Here is an 18,672-nt window from a genome sequence, read left to right as displayed (position 1 = left end):
AATGGAGATGGTATGAAATGAGAGAGAAAATTGAATTAGAACTAGAGCGAATTGAAAAAGAGAATGGTGTGAAAATTTTATTCGCTGTGGAATCAGGGAGTCGGGCGTGGGGGTTTCCATCGAAAGATAGTGATTATGATGTTAGGTTTGTTTATATACACCCTGTAGAATGGTATTTATCAATCCATGATAAGCGTGATGTAATCGAATATCCAATTAGTGATGATTTAGACATAAGTGGTTGGGATATTAAAAAGGCTTTGCAACTGTTTGCAAAGTCAAATCCAGCGTTACTCGAATGGATTCGATCGCCGATTTTTTATTCGAAAAACTCGAACCTTCCAGAACAGCTTCAGCAAATGAGTGAAAAGGATTTTAATCCGAAATCAACGATATATCATTACTTACATATGGCTTCAAAAAACTATCGTGAATTTTTACAAGGTGAAAATGTAAAGTTGAAAAAGTACTTTTACGTATTACGTCCTATTTTAGCTTGTAAATGGTTAGAAGAGAAAGGGACATTGCCCCCAGTAGAATTTGACCGGTTAATTATGGAACTATCAGTAGAGCCTAGTGTATTAGATGAAATTGAAAAGTTGTTAATAAAGAAAAAAGCAGGTACGGAATTAGATGTTGGATTGAAAATTGAGGTGTTAAATCAATTTTTAGAAGAACAAATTGATTATTATGAGCAATACGTGAAAGGGATTGAAAAGGGATTAGGGATTGATATTGAGAGTTTGAATACATTATTTCGAAATATGTTGTTTGAAGTATATGAAAAAGAGCACAAGTGAGTTTGTGCTCTTTTTTATCCCGCATTAACGGGCAGTAAGACTCCCACCTCAAGATTCGGCTGGAGCGAAGAAGTTAGGTGGGAGGTCAACTGTCCGTAAACGCCCGATTGGTGAGGGCTGATTAAAGTTTCACTTTATTTTGTAGGAATAAAGAAAACAGATATAGCTGCGATAAGACCTGCAAAGGAGAATAAGTAAAAATTCCACGCCAAGTCATATTGCATTGTCATAATAATACCGACAAGAATAGGGCCAGCAATCGCACCAACTCGGCCAAGTCCAAGTCCCCAGCCTAAGGAGGTAGCTCGTACATGTGATGGGAAGTATTGTGTTACATAAGCATTTAATATTTGAGTAATACCGACTGATCCAATTCCAGCAAGACCAATTAAAAGATAAATGATTGTAACAGATGGTTTAATTGTTAATAGTCCAATACATATGGCTGCCATAAGATAGGAGATACTAATAACAATTTTTGCTCCTATACGATCGGCAATCGCCCCAGCAAATAATGCACCGATAGCTGCAGTAATATTTAGTATAAGTAGAAATGATAAACTAGATCCAAGAGGGTATCCTGCCTGGCGCATCATCTGTGGTAGCCAAGTATTTAAACCGTATATTAAAAACATTCCCATTATATAAGTGAGCCAAAAAAGTAGTGTTGCTTTTATGTAATCTTTTGAGAATAACGTAAGAAATCCATTTTTCTTTTGTATATTAGATGGTGTTTCAGGAATTTCATCTTTTACATGGAGTTCAATTTGAAAGCGATTAAGAATTTTATTCACTTCTTCTTGTCGATTTCGCGATAATAAAAATTGAATGGACTCAGGTAAATAACGAATAATGAAAGGAATGAGGAGTAGCGGAATCATTCCGATGCCAAACATAATTCTCCATCCGAAATCTTCTAGCATAAACATGGATAAAATAGCGCCTAACACGATACCTAAAGGATAGCCGGTAAACATAAGAGCATAAATAAAAGATTGCCGTTTTTTTGGTGAATATTCAACAGTAAGTGCTGAAGCCGTTGGGATAACACCGCCTAATCCGATTCCTCCGATAAATCGAGATAACCCAAATAATTCAGGAGAAGGAGCAATTGCAGCTAAGCCCATTGTGATAGAAAAAAGGGCTAAACAGCATATAAGTGTCCATTTTCGTCCAATTAGATCTGTAATGGTTCCAACTAGAATAGCACCAATAAACATCCCAAATAAAGCATAGCTGGCAATTGTTCCAGCGTGGGCTGGTGATAGTGCCCAGCTTTTGTCTTCTAGGAGCTTTGGCAGAACGGCGCCGTAAATACCTAAATCATATCCGTCAGCTAGAATGGCTAGCCAACAAATAAAAACAACAAGTTTTGTAATAGAACTTGAAAAGATAGTTTCTGTAGATTCTAGATGAGGTGGAGCAGAAGGTTGCATAGTATTCACTCCTTTTATTTGTAGATGAATATATTATTTTATTTAATGTTAATATTTCCCTGCGTATGTCGAAATTTATATGAAAAATAAAAAAGTTCAACAGGATTCCCGTTGAACTTCTTTGCTTTTTTATTCGTTATCAACTCGTTTTAATGGTTGATCTGCTGGACCTTCCATAACATTCCCATCAATTGAAAAACGGGAACCGTGACAAGGGCAATCCCAAGTACAATCACCGTTATTCCATTCAACTTCACAGCCGAGGTGTGTACAAGTCGTATCGACGATATGTAATTTTCCTTCTTTATCTTTATAAGCACCTGCTCGTTTACCGTTAACATGTACAACAGATCCCTCGCCAACTTCAAGATCTTCTGGTTTACGTAATGCGGTTTCAATTTTCCCTTCAATTAAATGTTTAGCAACATCAATGTTCTGAGAGAGGAAAGTTTTTATATCCGGATTTGCATGAAAGCGTGATGGTGCAAACAGTTCTTTATATGGGCTGTGGACTTTTAGAATGGAGTCCTTCAGTAAGTGAGCTGCTGCAGTTCCAGTCGTCATTCCCCATTTACGATATCCAGTTGCAACAAATATATTTGGATTTCTTTCGTTAATATGTCCGATATAAGGGAGCTTGTCTAGAGTAATTAAATCTTGCGCTGACCATCTATAGGGAACTTCATCTACTCCAAAAGTTGCTTCAGCAAAAGAATAGAGTGCTTCATAATGAAGCATCGTATTTATTCCCTGTCCCGTTTTATGGCTCTCTCCGCCAATCAAAATCAACTTTTCTCCATTGTTTGTTATATAGCGTAAGGAGCGTTTTGGATCATCAATACTTAAATACATGCCACCTGGATAATCTGTTTTTGCTTTTATTGCAAGAGCATATGAGCGTTCTGCATACATTCGCGTAAAGAAAAAGCTATTAGCATCATAAAAAGGAAAATGTGAACAAGAGACAATATATTTACAAGTGATGCGATGGTCACCCTTTGTAATGACTTGTGGACAATCACCTTTTTCCACATCAATAGCTGTTGTTTGTTCATAAACTTTGCCGCCCATCTCCACAAACTTTTCTAAAAGTGTTTTCAAATAAAGGAGGGGATGGAATTGTGCTTGGTTTTTCATGACAAGTGCAGATTGTACTGGAATCGGAATCGATAGAGATTGAACATAGTCACAAGGTATATTTAATTTTTGATAGGCCTCATATTCTTTCGATAAATTTCTTAATCCATTATCAGTAGTTGTATATAAATACGAATCTTCATTTGAGAAATTACAGTCGATTTTATATGTTTGCACAGTCTCATTTATGAATTGTAGAGCATGATTATTTGATTCATAGTAAAGTCGGGCTTTTTCCACACCGAAATGATTTATTAATTCATCATAAATAAGATCATGTTGTGCCGTTACCTTTGCGGTTGTATGCCCAGTCGTTCCATTTAAAATAAGACCAGAATCAATTAAAACGACTTTCATTCCTTCTTTAGCGAGTAAATAGGCAGTGGTAATGCCTGTAATACCAGCTCCGATAACAGCAACTTCTGTCTTTATATTTTCGGATAAATGAGGAAAAGTAGGAAATTGAGTAGATTCAATCCAATAGGATGATGGTAACTGCGGAAATGTGTCATCTGTCATTTTGAAAACCTCCAAATTAGAACAATTTTCCTTTTAATATTTCCATATTATATGGAATTCATGTATGTTGTTTTCGTAGCGTTCTATTCTTACTAAACGAAAGAAAAAATATTTTAATATAATTATTTTATTGGGGCAGTATGAAGAAGTAGGATTTATATAAAGCTAAATTCAAGTGATTCCATTTGTTGATTACATAGAGAGTTCTTGAATAAGATAGAGTCTATGTTGTTTAAGTGGATATGTATATATACCTGATAAAGCCTTATGAAATCTATGATTTTTCTTTAGTGAAATAAAGTATAATTATAAAAATATAACCAACCTTTATTACTAGGTCATAAAAGTTGTTGACAATATAGAAATTCTATTGTTATGATTCATCATGTGGAAAGGTTGATAGAGAGTAAAAAGAGAAATGTTTTTCATTGATAATAAAAGCGAAAATTAAGTGACGATAGAGTGAGTATATTTTCCTTATGATAAATGCTTTTTGGATCACGTAGTAAAATCAATCTGGAAGCAAGAATTGATATATGCAAGTTGCGCGGGGCGCGGCATAAGAAAGGGGCAAAAGGATGAAGGAGCTTCATACGTTTGGGTGGTATGCAGCACGTGTAGCACCACATTTGCCGAAAAAAGCATTTAAACCAGTTCCTAATCGATTATTTGGTGGACTGGCTTATTTACTTGTGGCATTGGCTGGTTTAATAACGATCGGTGTATTTGAATTGAATGTGTGGGCAAATCTAGGAATTGCAATTGTTCTTGGATTATGTTTTGCTTCACTTGGATTTTTAGGACATGAAATTTTACATGGAACAGTTGTAAGAAAGGCATGGCTTCGTGATTTTTTAGGTGCGATAGCATTTATGCCATTATCAACTGGCCCAAAACTTTGGAGAAAGTGGCATAATGCAACGCATCATGTTCACACACAGCATGAAGAGAATGATCCAGATGCATGGCCGACATTTGAGAAACTGAAAAAGAGTAAGTTTTTGAGTTGGGTATATCGCATGCCTCTTCATGTACGTTCATTCTTTAGTTTCCTGTCACTAACAATTCAATTTACGTTACATTCGACTCGAATGTTCTTTCATTTTATAAAAGAATTTAAGTCATCCAATCAAAAATCTGTATGGCTTCAACTTCTTTTGCCCTGGACAGTTTGGATTAGTTTATTGTTTATTATGGGACCTACAAAGTGGTTCTTTGCATACGTGATTCCGTTGTTAATTGCTAACTTTATTGTAATGGCGTATATCGCAACAAATCACCGCTTAAATCCTATTGTTCCAGTAAATGATCCTTTAGCAAACTGTTTATCAGTAACAGTACCGCGCTGGGTAGACGTTTTACATTTCAATTTCTCATACCATACAGAACATCATCTGTTTCCTGCTATGAGTTCTAAATACTATCCATTAGTAAAAGATAAAATTAAAGAAATGTGGCCGGAACGCTATCACGAAATGCCGATGACAAAAGCTTTGGCAGCACTTTGGAATACACCACGTGTGTATTATCACGGAAGTGAATTAGTTGATCCGCATAGGGAGCATTTCTATGGTTCTTTAGGAAATGGATTGGATCCTCATAATATTTCATATCGTGAGGAACATATAGAGGAAAAAGAGACTATAAAAAAAGTAAATCAATAATAGACATATTTTACGATGAAAAAGCAAGCTCTCTTAGAGCTTGCTTTTTGTTATAAAGAGACTTCTTTCTTGTTCTTCGTCTTGACCTGGACAGAGTTATTTTCTTTTCGTTGAAGTCGTTTTTCTAAAAGATTAACAAAATAAGTAAATAGAAGAACAAGTACGAGGTAATATAAACCAACAATTATGTATGTATCTAATTGTTGGAAGTTACTTGCAGCAATTGATAAACCTGATCCCCATAATTCGGACAACCCTACGTAAGCAACAAGAGAAGAATCTTTTAATCCAATAATAAATTGGTTCCCTAGAGGGGGAAGAGACAGACGAAATGCTTGTGGTAATATAATTCGGCGCATAGCTAAAGGGTAAGGCATACCTAAAGAGCGAGCGGCTTCCAATTGTCCACGGTCAACGGACTGAATGGATCCGCGGAAAATCTCAGTAATATATGCACCGTTATGGATTGCTAAAGCAATTGCTCCTGCCCAAAAAGGAGTGAAGACAATAATCGATGTAATACCGAAATAGAGAATGGCAATTTGAACAATTAAAGGTGTACCACGAATAATGGCGATATATACATGAGCAATACTATTTAAAACCTTATTGTTAGAGATTCGAAAGAAAGCGACTAGTAATCCAATTAGTGAACCGAGTAATAGGGATGTTAATGTTAATTGTAATGTGACAATAGTAGCCTTTAAGAGTGTGGGATAGGTAGAGATAAAAATTTCAAACATATGTGTCACCTCATATTGTATGGATTTTAGTAGTGAATGAAGTGCCCCACATACAAAGTGGGGCATGATTTATGAAATCTCTAAATGGCTAACTTACTTTGTTTTTGCCTCGTCTCCAAGAATATTACGCCCAAACCATTTTTTACTGATCTTTTCATACGTACCATCTTTAATGATTTCATCTAAAGCTTTATTTACTTTCTCAACCATTTCTTTATCATCTTTACGAATAGCAATTCCCATTTCATCAAGATTTAATGGTTTTCCAGCTTCTTTTATATTTGATTTACCTTCTTTGATCATACGTAAACCGACCATTTGATCAGTGATTACTGCATCAATACGTCCAGGCTCTAAGTCCATAAGTGCAGTAATATCGCTATCATATTCTGTGATTTGATCTGTATGTTTTGCAACAAGGTCTTTAAAGGTACTAGCTTTTACAACACCAATTTTCTTACCTTTCAAATCTTCTGGAGAAGAGATAGATGTATTCTTTTTAGCCACAAAAATTTGGGCACCAGAGCGATAATAAGGATTGGAGAAACTAACAGCTTTTAAGCGTTCTTCTGTAATTGCCATACTGCCCAATATAGCATCATATTTTTTCGATTGTAGACCTTGAATTAGCGTTTCCCATGGATTTGTAATAGGAGTGGGTTTCATATTCATTTTTTTCGCAAGTGCCTCACCAATTTCCACATCAAAACCGGCAAGCTTTCCGTCATTTTCTTTATAGTTAAAAGGTTTATATAAGCCACTCATCGCATAACGAAATTCTTTTTCACCATTTGAAGAAGTAGTAGCACTTTCCTTACTACAGGCTCCTAGTATGAAGGATGTACATAATGTAATACTCGCAACAATGGTTAATAGTTTTCTTTTCATAAAACCCCTCCTATATATTGATCATACGGATGGTTTTAAGTATGTTACTGAGATATTTTAATTGGACAATTAGTTGTGCACCGTATGGATGTATTTCTTTTCATTTGAAACAGAAGTTACATTATAAAACGTTGCGTAAAAATTGTTTTGCTCGTTCATGTGATGGAGCTGAAAAGAATTGTGCTGGCGGAGCGTCCTCTACAATCTTTCCGTCATCCATAAATATGACGCGATCAGCTACATCTCTTGCGAAATTCATTTCATGAGTAACAATAATCATGGTCATTCCTTCTTCAGCAAGTTCTTTCATAACTTGCAATACTTCTCCAACAAGTTCAGGGTCTAAGGCTGAGGTAGGTTCATCAAATAGCATAATTTTAGGATTCATAGCAAGAGCTCGTGCAATCGCAACGCGTTGTTTTTGACCACCTGAAAGTAGGTGAGGAGTTACATCCGCCTTATCTTGTAGGCCGACTTTTTGTAGGAGTTGATTCCCAACATCCTTCGCGTCTGCTGTCTCCAATTTTTTTACGTGAATAGGTGCTTCTATGATGTTTTCTAGTGAGGTCATATGAGGAAAGAGGTTAAAGTGTTGAAAAACCATACCGACATTTTCACGGACTTTGTTTAAATTTGAATGCTTCGGATCAATTCGTTCACCTTGTAAGTGAATTTCACCTTCATCGTACATTTCTAAAAAGTTAAGACAGCGAAGTAATGTACTTTTGCCGGAACCACTGGCACCGATTAAAACAACAACTTCTTTTTCTTTTACTTCTAAATCAATTCCTTTTAAAACATCAAGTGAGCCAAATGATTTTACTAGATTTCGAACTTGAATCATACAAAACCCCCAGTCAAAAATATATTTTACAAATGTTGCCCCTTATTTCTGTTATTAGTCATAAATTGTCAGAATCCTTTATTTTTTTGGCGGAATTTGATATTCAAGGGAATTATGATTTTTAAAATCCCTATATCTTTCTATAACGAAAATATGGATAATAATATATAGGTAGTACTTATATTGCTTATAAGAAGGGGGAAAGAAGAGATGGGAAAAGAAAGAAAAACATTTTCTTTTGGCTTACGTACACAACTTATGCTATTCACTACAGTTTTAGCTTTAATTACATATTCAACAAGTTTAATTTTCATTTACGTTATATATGATTATTTTCAAAGTTATGTAAGTCAAACTGTTTATAATATTATCGTTATGTTGTTAGGTGTAGTATGGTCTGGAATTTTAGCGTATGGGGCAGCAATATTTTTAATTAAACCACTTCGAAAGTTGGAAGAAGCAGCAAGGAAAGCGGCTGAAGGTGATATTCGTGAAGATGTCCCATTGCCAAAGACCGATGATGAGATTAATTCTTTAAGTGTTGCATTTAATATGATGCTAGGGAACTTAAGGGGCATGGTAAAAAATATAGATACTACATTTTCGTATACAAATAATCAAGTTCAGCAAATTAGAAAACAAACAGGTGAAGCGACAAAGCAAGCACAAGGTGTGTCTGAAACTCTTGCGGAGATTTCTTCCGGTGCCGAGCAATCAGCAGCATCGATTCAAGCGATCGTTTCTACTGTTGATACAACGACTTCTATTGCAAATGAAGTAGAAGGAAAAGCAAAACAGTCTGACGAGTTGTCTTCAGAAATGGTTCAAGCTTTAGGACAAAGTACACGTGTCTTTACGTCTTTAATTCAAGGTATTCAAACATTGGCGAGAGAAAATGAAGATTCGATGGAAAATGTACAGAAATTAGAAGAGCGAATGAAACAAGTTGAACACATTGTTTCTGTTGTGAGTGAGATTGCTAGCCAGACGAATTTATTAGCATTAAATGCTTCTATTGAGGCAGCTCGTGCTGGAGAGCATGGAAGGGGCTTTGCAGTTGTAGCTGAAGAAGTACGTAAACTTGCTGATGAAAGCGATCATTCTGCAAGAAATATATCGCAGTTATTACGAAATATGCAAGAGGAAGTGCAACAAGTCGCATTGAAAATGACGGAGCAAGTGAAAACAGCTAAAGAAGAGGCGAAACGAGGAGAAGCTACTGAATTAATTTTAAAAGAAATGTCATCGAGTATTATGGAAGTTGCCGATGCAACTAAGCAAATTAGTAGCTATATGAACGAACAAGTGAGTCACATTCATCAAACAGGAGCACAGACGAAGGCTGTAGCAGCAATTGCGGAAGAAACGTCAGCTGGTTCACAAGAAGTGGCACGTGTGACATTGCAACAGTCTAAAAATATGATAGCGATCGATCAATTATTAAAAGACTTAGAGAAGCAATCAGTGGATTTGAAACAAACGATTGAACGATTTTCAATGTAAAAGAGAAGAACAGAATGCTGTTCTTCTCTTTTTTTAGCTAGATTTAATATCAACAGTTAAAAAGTATAAACTATGAACGTTTCCGCAACATTCTTTTCTGTCCCTTTCGGATGAAAATTATAGCGAGCTATAATATTAAAAGGGGTGTCTTTTATGAAAAAAGAAAAAAGACAACGATTAATTAAACAATTTGTAAAGGAGTATGAAATAGAGAAGCAAGAAAGATTAGTAGAATTGTTAGCAAAAAAAGATGTATTAGTAACACAAGCTACAGTTTCTCGAGATATTCGTGAGTTAAACTTAACGAAGGTACCTTCTCAAGAAGGATTAATGATATATAAATTTTTCTCAGAAGAGCATTTACAAACTGATATAAAGTTAAAGAAAAAATTACGAGAGGTTGTTGTAAAAATTGATTGTGTAGATCAATTAATGGTTATTAAAACATTACCCGGTAATGCACATGTTATTGGTGCTTTGTTTGATGAGTTAGATTGGAAAGAAAAAATAGGATGTATATGTGGAAATGATACATGCCTTATAATTTCTCAGTCGAAATCAGATAGGGAGATTTTAGAAGAAAGGTTAAATTTAATTATTTAGATGCAAAATCCTGTTTTTAATAAAAATTAAAAACAGGATTTTTTAAAAAATACGGAAGTTAAATATTCAGCATATATGCGTAATATATGTATTTTTTTATTGAAAAAGCGGGATGGAATGTTATAAAAATACAAATTTATATGATTTTAAAAAAATAACTTGTTTAATATTTCACAATGATAATGTGGATGTTTTCACAAAGATGAAAGCGCGTAGCATTTATTATGTACTTGTAAGACATCAAACATATTTAAAAGGAGGTACAACAAATGAAGCATCCGATACATGTTACTTCAGAAATTGGGGAATTACAAACAGTTTTATTAAAACGACCTGGTAAAGAAGTGGAAAACTTAACGCCAGATTATTTGCAACAATTATTATTTGACGATATTCCATACTTACCAATTATTCAAAAAGAGCATGATTATTTTGCACAAACATTACGCAATCGGGGTGTTGAAGTTCTTTATTTAGAAAAACTAGCTGCTGAGGCATTAGTAGATAAAAAACTTCGAGAAGAATTTGTTGATCGTATTTTAGAAGAAGGACAGGCTGACGTAAATGTTGCACATCAAACTTTAAAAGAATATTTACTTTCCTTTTCAAATGAAGAATTAGTTCAAAAAATTATGGGTGGTGTACGGAAAAACGAAATTGAAACAAGTAAGAAGACACATTTATACGAATTAATGGAAGATCATTATCCGTTTTACTTAGACCCAATGCCTAATTTATATTTTACTCGTGATCCAGCAGCTAGCGTGGGCGATGGTTTAACGATAAATAAGATGAGAGAACCGGCGCGTAGACGTGAATCATTATTCATGGAGTACATCATTAAATATCATCCAAGATTTGCAAATCACAATGTGCCAATTTGGCTAGATCGCGATTATAAGTTTCCGATTGAAGGTGGCGATGAGCTAATTTTAAATGAAGAAACAATTGCAATTGGAGTATCTGCCCGTACGTCAGCTAAAGCAATTGAACGTTTAGCTAAAAATCTTTTTAGCCGACAAAATAAAATTAAGAAAGTGTTAGCAATAGAAATTCCAAAATGCCGAGCATTTATGCATTTAGATACAGTGTTTACAATGGTTGATTATGACAAGTTTACAATTCACCCAGCCATTCAAGGGCCAAAAGGAAATATGAATATTTATATTTTAGAAAAAGGTCCAGATGCGGAAAATCTTAAAATTACACATCGTACTTCTTTAATGGAAGCATTAAAAGAGGTATTAGGTTTAAGTGAATTAGTTCTTATTCCTTGTGGAGGAGGAGATGCAATTGCTTCCGCCCGTGAACAATGGAATGACGGTTCTAATACATTAGCAATTGCGCCAGGTGTAGTTGTTACATATGATCGCAACTATGTATCCAATACTTTATTAAGGGAGCATGGTATAGAAGTCATTGAGGTGCTAAGTTCGGAATTATCTCGTGGTCGTGGGGGGCCACGTTGCATGAGTATGCCAATTGTTCGTAAAGATATTTAGTATAAATAACGGAGAAAGTAGGGATGAAGTATGTTAATGACTAGACCAAATTTAAAAGGAAGAAGTTTTCTAGCTGAAAAAGATTTTACACAAGAAGAATTATTATATTTTCTAGATTTAGCAGCAGAATTAAAAGAGAAAAAGAAAAACGGTGTCCCACATCATTATTTAGAAGGTAAAAATGTAGCGCTATTATTTGAAAAAACCTCTACTCGTACGCGATGTGCATTTACAGTAGCATGTACGGATTTGGGGGCGAACCCTGAATATTTAGGGAAAGGTGATATTCAGCTTGGGAAAAAAGAATCCGTAGAGGATACAGCAAAAGTGTTAGGACGCATGTTTGACGGAATTGAGTTTCGTGGATTTAATCATGAAACTGTAGAATCTTTAGCACAAAATTCTGGTGTGCCGGTTTGGAATGGATTAACAGATATGTGGCATCCAACACAAACACTTGCAGATTTATTAACAATTAGAGAACATGTAGGGAAATTAGAAAATGTGAAGCTCGTTTACGTTGGGGATGGACGAAATAATGTTGCTAATAGCTTACTAGTTGGTGGAGCGATCGTTGGAATGGATGTACGTATTTGTGCACCGGAATCTTTATGGCCAGAGCAAGAAGTAATTGATTTAGCAAAAAAATATAATGAACAGGTAATGATAACAAGTAATGTGGAAGAAGCTGTTGCGAATGCAGATGTAATTTATACAGATGTATGGGTGTCTATGGGTGAGGAAGAAAAATTTGCTGAACGTGTCGAGTTATTGAAACCTTATCAAGTAAATATGAAAATGATTAAAGAAACAGGAAATGAAAATGTGATTTTCTTACATTGTTTACCCGCATTCCATGATGTTGAAACGATGTATGGTGAGGAAGTTTATGAGAAATATGGGTTGAGGGAAATGGAGGTAACTGACGAAGTATTCCGCAGTAAACATTCAAAAGTATTTGATCAGGCTGAAAATAGAATGCATACAATTAAAGCGGTTATGGCAGCTACTTTAGGAAACATGGAGTAAAGAAGAAAGGGAGTCTTCCTTTCTTCTTTCTCCTCCTTTAGACACTATCATTCACTATGGCTTTCGTATTGTTATTGCAATTAAAGAGAGGTGAGTGGAATGGATGAAGATAAGAAATTAGGGTTGTTTACATTAACGGCGCTTGTAGTGGGGTCTATGATTGGCGGTGGAGCATTTAATTTAGCAAGTGATATGGCAAAAGGTGCTGGTGCTGGAGCCATTATTATTGGTTGGGTTATAACAGGAATTGGGATGATTGCGCTTGGATTATCTTTTCAAAATCTAACTGTAAAACGGCCAGATTTAGATGGCGGTATTTTTAGCTATGCAAAAGCAGGATTTGGTAATTTCATGGGATTTAATAGTGCGTGGGGATATTGGCTATCTGCCTGGCTTGGTAATGTAGCTTACGGTACATTATTGTTTTCTTCATTAGGGTATTTCTTCCCCATCTTTGAAGGCGGTCAAAATGTAGCATCCATTATTGGTGCAAGCGTATTATTATGGTGTGTTCACATGTTAATTTTACGTGGAGTTCAATCAGCAGCACTTGTGAATTTAGTAACTACAATCGCAAAATTAGTACCTGTATTTGTATTTATTGTTATAGGAATCTTCGCGTTTCATATTGATACGTTTCTAGATGGATTTTGGGGACAAACTGGTTCTTTTTCATGGGGAGCGGTTGGCAGCCAAGTTAAAAGTACAATGCTTGTAACTTTATGGGTGTTTATTGGGGTAGAAGGGGCTGTTGTTTTATCTAGTCGAGCAAAAAATAGAAGTGATGTAGGGAAAGCAACGGTTATTGGCTTAATTGGTACACTCATCATTTACATTTTAATTACATTACTGTCTCTTGGACTTATGCAGCAAGCAGATATTGCTAATTTGAAAAATCCGTCTATGGCTTATTTATTTGAAAGTGTTGTTGGAAAATGGGGGGCTATCTTTATTAATTTAGGTTTAGTCATCTCTGTATTAGGTGCTTGGTTAGGCTGGACTTTACTCGCATCTGAAATTCCATATTTGGCGGCTAAAGACGGAGTATTTCCAAAATGGTTTGCAAAAGAAAATAAAAATAGGGCTCCAATAAATTCATTATGGATAACAAATGGCTTAATTCAAATGTTCTTATTAACATTCGTCGTTTCCGATCAGGCGTATAACTTTGCATTCTCTTTAGCATCTTCAGCTATTTTAATCCCATATGCTTTTTCAGCATTTTATCAACTGAAGCATAGCTTAAAGTCTGAAGAAGTGGATCGAAATAAAAATATAATAATTGGTTTGATAGCAAGTATTTATGGTGTGTGGTTAGTTTATGCAGCTGGTTTAGAGTATTTATTATTAACAATGACCTTATATGCGCCAGGTATTTTTATTTTTTACAATGTTCAAAAGCAAAAGAGTTCGAAGCAAATATTTACTCGAGTGGAATTAGCATCATCGGTAGCAATTGGTGCTTTAGCATTCTTTGCGATTTATGGATTAATTACAGGCAGTATTACTTTATAAAGCGCTGTGAAAGCGAAATTAACTGGAGGGCTGAAATATGGCACGAAGAAAAATTGTAGTTGCACTAGGGGGAAATGCGATACAGTCTGGAAAAGCTACTGCAGGGGCACAGCAAGAAGCATTAGAAAAAACAGCGGAACAACTTGTGAAAATAATGGAAAATGATGTAGATATAGTAATTGCGCACGGAAATGGCCCGCAAGTGGGGAATATTTTATTACAGCAAAAAGCTGCAGAAACGGAAAAGACACCTGCAATGCCATTAGATACTTGTGGTGCAATGAGCCAAGGGATGATTGGATATTGGATGGAAAATGCGATTGAAAAGGCATTGAAAAAACGGAATATAAAAAAAGACGTAGCAACGGTTATAACACGCGTTGTCGTGGATGAAAAAGATGAGGCATTTAAAAATCCAACTAAACCAATTGGTCCTTTTTATACGGAAGAAGAAGCAAGAAGATTAATGGAAGAAACAAAAGCAGTGTTTAAAGAGGATGCTGGCAGAGGGTGGAGACGTGTTGTTCCATCACCGAAGCCTGTAAGTATTCATGAGCATAAAGTAATTAATTCTTTAGTTGAGGATGGAAATATAGTGATAGCTGTTGGTGGTGGTGGAATTCCAGTAATTGATTCCGAAGAAGGGTTAAAAGGAACTGAAGCGGTTATCGATAAAGATTTCGCTGCGCAGAAATTAGCTGAATTAGTAGATGCTGATACGCTCGTAATTTTAACTGCAGTTGATCATGTGTATGTAAATTATAATCAACTGAATCAAAAGAAATTAGAGCATGTCACAGTGAATCAATTAGAAGAATACATTGAGGAAAAACAATTTGCTGCGGGAAGTATGCTTCCAAAAATTGAAGCTGCTATTAATTTTGTTAATACAAATCCAAAAAGAAAAACAATTATTACGTCTTTAGAAAAAGTATATGAAGCACTAGAAGAAAAAGCTGGTACTATTATTTCTAAACAGAATGTATGCATGTATGTTTAAATAATTGTGTGCGCTATTTATTAGTAAAAAAAGAATGAAGTTAGTAACTTCATTCTTTTTATTTATTAATATTTTTTGTACTCATTGTTCATAAAGTTTTCATGATGAAATCTTAACATATAAGTTAATTATGATAAAATTTAATTTGAATACGCTTTCTTGATTTTTCGCTCCAACATACAGCAAGAGAGAGGGAATTTTATGAATAGACGGAACGTAGTTAAAGACTTAAAACAATTTGAATTATTTGCTCATTTAACAGAAAAGAAATTGAAAGGTTTGGCGGAGTTTGTCTATTGGCGAACTTATAAAAAGGGTCAATTTTTATTTTTAGAAGGGGATTCAAGAGAAAGAATTTACTTCATGTTAGATGGTTTTGTAAAGTTAGAGCGGGTAAATCAAAGTGGAAATTTATTATATGATGACTATGTAAAGCGGTATTCTATTTTTCCTTATGGTGGTATGTTTACAGACAGAGGATATAACTATACGGCAGAAGCGATGACAGATGTAGAGGTATATTATATTCCGACAGTAATTTTCGAAGATATGGTGAAATCTAGTAGGACGCAATTAATGTACGTTGTTCAGCAATTATCATCAATATTAAAACTAAACGAAAATCGAGTGCAAAATATTACAATTCCTAATGCACAAGATCGAGTCATTCAAACATTAAATTATTTAATGCAAGATTTAGGAGAACAGAGTGGCGAAACGATTGTAATTTCATGCCCACTTACAACAATTGAAATATCAAAAATATCTGGGACGTCCCGAGAGACGGTTAGCGGCGTATTAAAACAATTAAAAAACGATAGTATTGTTACAATTCTGGATAAAAAAATTACAATACATAATCCAACATATTTTGAGGAGGTCTCTATGTGAAAATTGCATATTGATTTTCTAATTCATATTGTATATTAATAAGGTTCTTTATATATTTATAAGGGACTTTTTTACGTTATCCTCTATGAAATGATTGTATATTATGGTAATAATAGCTAAAATCGATAATAAAAAAGCAAAAGGAAGGGGAGACGGAATGGTTCGAATTGAGTATGATCGATTAGTAGCTATTTGTTACAGTATAGGGGTTTTGTTATTATTAAAAATTCCAAACGATAATGAATTAATTGGGGAAAAACTATTCAATTTCTATAAGGTTCCGGTATATACATATATTTATATGGGTTATAAAGTTTCAAATATATTAATTGTTTCTTTCGTACTACATATAATCGCATTTATATTATTTGTAAAATGGCTAGTAAAAAAGAAATCTAGTACATTTAGAACAATGAATAAGATAAAAGTAGTAGGCATTGGTATTTTGATTTTAATGATGCCGTTTATTTTAAATAACATTCTCCATACATTGAATAAAACATGGTACTACGCAGGAAAAACAGGGGTAGAGGCGATAGAATATAAAAAAGAAGATAGCCAGTGTAGAATGGAGAAAAATGGAGAGGGTATCGAACAAAAATGCATTGTGACTTTAAAAAATTATCGTAATCATTCACAGGCATTAAAAGTTGTTTTATATGATAATGCAAACGAGAATTCAAAAGGTTATCCAGTACCGAAACCAGTCTATTTACAAAAACATGAGACAAAACAATTCGAATTCCAAATTCCTGTTGCTTATAATAGCGGTATTGAAAAAGATAAAGTACCAAATATTAAATTACATTCATTGCATAAAAATGATGAGAAATACAATTAATCCGTAATTGAAAGTTTATGAGTAGGAGCAATAATTTGAAAAGATATAGAAAATCAACTTGAATCATCCAACATGCTGTGAGGTAACGGCATATTGGATGGTTTTTTATTTTATCCCCTTTTTTACGTATGAAAGGGTGGGATACTTTGTTGAAAACGAAAAACATTACAAGGGTCATATGCTGTCTTCACTTTACGCAACCTTTGGAAATTAGAGCCATAATAACTAGTTTGCCAATTTTTTATGTCGATATCGGGCCAATTGACATAGTCTCCTAGTGTGTAAGGATCTAAGCTTTCCCGTAAATCTTTAACCCAGCGTATATTTCGATTTTCTTCATCGTTGCATTTCCAAGAAGTAATATATTCTTGAGCAATAATTGCCTTGCGGTGGAAATAAGCTGTTTCATTAGGCGAAATGTTTTCTACAGCACCTACGAGTGATTGGTGCCAAATACTCGCATCTTTATTTGGTGCATGAGAAAGAAAATATTGTAAGATTTGAATACCTTTAAGAGGGATAGGTTTATATACGTAGGAACCAGAACGTTTGAATTTTTCAGGAATATTGCCGCTATTAAAGAATTGAACAGCCTTTATATACGGGACTTCATCTATAAAGAGAGAAGGATTACCAGTTTCAAGAAGAGGAGATAATAGATGATAGAGTTCAGAAGGAGAGCCGACAAATTCACCTTTCACCTCGATTTTATTTCGTTGTTTAGAGAATAATTCAATTGATGAAGTGAGACGTTCATCTATATAAGGTGCCCAGTTTTGCCAAGTTTGAAATGCAGCAATAAAGTCTTTCCATTCCCATGTAAGTGAGAAAATTGATACGTTTTTAATAGGGTGGACTCGAAAGGTTAAGGAAGTAACAATTCCGAAATTTCCACCACCACCGCCACGGCATGCCCAAAATAGGTTAGGGTTTTCTTGTTCATTTGCACGAATGATTTTTGCACCAAATTTCCCGCACGCTTGTACCATTTCGACTTCTACTAATTGATCACATGTTAGTCCAAATAAGCGTGAAAGCATGCCAATGCCACCGCCGAGTGTTAGCCCCACAATTCCGACACTTGCACTTGTGCCAGCTGGTATTGTAACACCGTATTTCCAAAGTTCTTTATACACAGTGCCAAGATGTGCACCCGCTTCAATTGTTGCTGTTAATTTTCCTGTACTAACCGTAATTTGCTTCATTTCACTCACATCAATAATAAGCCCGCCATTTAAAAGAGAGAAATTTTCATAGCTATGTCGTCCACTTCTTAAGCGAAATGGTATATGACGCTCACGTGCCCATTTTAAGGCGTTACACACATCATTTTTATTTTGACAAAAAACAATAATACAAGGAAATTTTGGAATGCTTAAATTTAAATTTATTCGGGCTATGTCATACCCAGGATCCGAGGGAACGATGATACGACCAGTTAATTTTGTTTGTTTCAATTTATATCTCCTTTCTGAAATAATATGAGCTCGTATTAGTATATGAAGAGTGTATTTAACACGCATGGACGAGAAGAAGAGAAGAGTTAGATTTATCCCGTTATTTGCGAGAAGTAAGACAATCGGGCTGAAGCAAAGAAGATAGGGCTGCTCGTAAAAGCTCGATTGGTAAGGGCTAATAATCAACGGGGAATGGACACCTCCTTAACGATTAAAGTTTCACTTTATCTTTGTGAGAAATAAATAAGGTATAAGGAAACTACATAGAGTTCAATGAAAACAGTTGCAAACTATTCATAT

At 34.9% G+C, this 18,672-nt stretch carries 16 protein-coding genes; 10 read left to right on the top strand and 6 right to left on the bottom strand.

Annotated elements, in window-relative coordinates; translation table 11 throughout:
* Window positions 1–17 precede the first annotated feature (17 nt).
* The gene (locus I6L50_RS02775; RefSeq protein ID WP_113938005.1) at window positions 18–800 is read left to right on the top strand and encodes a nucleotidyltransferase domain-containing protein; all 783 of its coding nucleotides are present in this window, start codon (window positions 18–20) and stop codon (window positions 798–800) included.
* A 134-nt stretch (window positions 801–934) separates the two neighbouring features.
* Here I6L50_RS02775 and I6L50_RS02770 read toward each other — a convergent pair whose 3' ends face one another.
* Both I6L50_RS02770 and I6L50_RS02765 read right to left on the bottom strand, forming a co-directional pair.
* Window positions 935–2,236, bottom strand: a complete 1,302-nt coding sequence (locus I6L50_RS02770) for an MFS transporter (RefSeq protein WP_219300409.1) — start codon at window positions 2,234–2,236, stop codon at window positions 935–937.
* A gap of 129 nt (window positions 2,237–2,365) precedes the next feature.
* Complete coding sequence (locus I6L50_RS02765) at window positions 2,366–3,892, bottom strand: FAD-dependent oxidoreductase (protein WP_219300407.1); 1,527 nt, start codon at window positions 3,890–3,892, stop codon at window positions 2,366–2,368.
* A gap of 578 nt (window positions 3,893–4,470) precedes the next feature.
* Between I6L50_RS02765 and desB the strand changes: the two genes are divergently transcribed.
* Window positions 4,471–5,556 carry a Delta(10) desaturase DesB gene (gene desB, locus I6L50_RS02760; RefSeq protein WP_002091268.1) on the top strand — a complete coding sequence of 362 codons (1,086 nt, stop codon included), beginning with the start codon at window positions 4,471–4,473 and terminating at the stop codon, window positions 5,554–5,556.
* Window positions 5,557–5,606: 50 nt separating this feature from the next.
* On the opposite strand, the gene I6L50_RS02755 is transcribed toward desB, so the two are convergent.
* From I6L50_RS02755 to I6L50_RS02745, 3 genes are all read right to left on the bottom strand, one after another.
* Entirely contained in the window at window positions 5,607–6,299 is a 693-nt protein-coding gene (locus I6L50_RS02755; protein ID WP_113770341.1) for an amino acid ABC transporter permease, read from the bottom strand.
* A gap of 93 nt (window positions 6,300–6,392) precedes the next feature.
* The gene (locus I6L50_RS02750; RefSeq protein ID WP_002091263.1) at window positions 6,393–7,187 is read right to left on the bottom strand and encodes an ABC transporter substrate-binding protein; all 795 of its coding nucleotides are present in this window, start codon (window positions 7,185–7,187) and stop codon (window positions 6,393–6,395) included.
* A gap of 121 nt (window positions 7,188–7,308) precedes the next feature.
* A complete protein-coding gene (locus I6L50_RS02745) occupies window positions 7,309–8,031 on the bottom strand; it encodes an amino acid ABC transporter ATP-binding protein (protein WP_002029539.1) in 723 nt (240 codons plus the stop codon).
* A gap of 210 nt (window positions 8,032–8,241) precedes the next feature.
* On the opposite strand from I6L50_RS02745, the gene I6L50_RS02740 reads away from it, so the two are divergent.
* From I6L50_RS02740 to I6L50_RS02705, 8 genes are all read left to right on the top strand, one after another.
* Window positions 8,242–9,534 carry a methyl-accepting chemotaxis protein gene (locus I6L50_RS02740; protein ID WP_219300405.1) on the top strand — a complete coding sequence of 431 codons (1,293 nt, stop codon included), beginning with the start codon at window positions 8,242–8,244 and terminating at the stop codon, window positions 9,532–9,534.
* 153 nt (window positions 9,535–9,687) lie between these two features.
* A complete protein-coding gene (gene argR / locus I6L50_RS02735) occupies window positions 9,688–10,137 on the top strand; it encodes an arginine repressor (protein WP_033708744.1) in 450 nt (149 codons plus the stop codon).
* Window positions 10,138–10,406: 269 nt separating this feature from the next.
* Complete coding sequence (gene arcA, locus I6L50_RS02730; protein WP_002029542.1) at window positions 10,407–11,639, top strand: arginine deiminase; 1,233 nt, start codon at window positions 10,407–10,409, stop codon at window positions 11,637–11,639.
* A 30-nt stretch (window positions 11,640–11,669) separates the two neighbouring features.
* A complete protein-coding gene (gene argF / locus I6L50_RS02725; RefSeq protein ID WP_088038293.1) occupies window positions 11,670–12,668 on the top strand; it encodes an ornithine carbamoyltransferase in 999 nt (332 codons plus the stop codon).
* 99 nt (window positions 12,669–12,767) lie between these two features.
* Complete coding sequence (gene arcD, locus I6L50_RS02720; RefSeq protein ID WP_219300403.1) at window positions 12,768–14,183, top strand: arginine-ornithine antiporter; 1,416 nt, start codon at window positions 12,768–12,770, stop codon at window positions 14,181–14,183.
* Between the two features lie 37 nt (window positions 14,184–14,220).
* The gene (arcC, locus tag I6L50_RS02715; RefSeq protein ID WP_002139469.1) at window positions 14,221–15,183 is read left to right on the top strand and encodes a carbamate kinase; all 963 of its coding nucleotides are present in this window, start codon (window positions 14,221–14,223) and stop codon (window positions 15,181–15,183) included.
* 201 nt (window positions 15,184–15,384) lie between these two features.
* Window positions 15,385–16,074: a Crp/Fnr family transcriptional regulator gene (locus tag I6L50_RS02710; RefSeq protein WP_088038295.1), complete on the top strand. Its 690-nt coding sequence runs from the start codon at window positions 15,385–15,387 to the stop codon at window positions 16,072–16,074.
* Window positions 16,075–16,231: 157 nt separating this feature from the next.
* Complete coding sequence (locus I6L50_RS02705) at window positions 16,232–16,915, top strand: ABC transporter permease (RefSeq protein ID WP_219300400.1); 684 nt, start codon at window positions 16,232–16,234, stop codon at window positions 16,913–16,915.
* Window positions 16,916–17,037: 122 nt separating this feature from the next.
* Here the strand turns inward: I6L50_RS02705 and I6L50_RS02700 are convergent, their stop codons facing one another.
* A complete protein-coding gene (locus I6L50_RS02700) occupies window positions 17,038–18,372 on the bottom strand; it encodes an FAD-binding oxidoreductase (protein WP_219300399.1) in 1,335 nt (444 codons plus the stop codon).
* Window positions 18,373–18,672: the final 300 nt, after the last annotated feature.

It is taken from the genome of Bacillus sp. FDAARGOS_1420 (assembly GCF_019344915.1).
Classification (GTDB): domain Bacteria; phylum Bacillota; class Bacilli; order Bacillales; family Bacillaceae_G; genus Bacillus_A; species Bacillus_A mycoides.
This window is presented reverse-complemented; position numbering and strand designations above follow the sequence as displayed.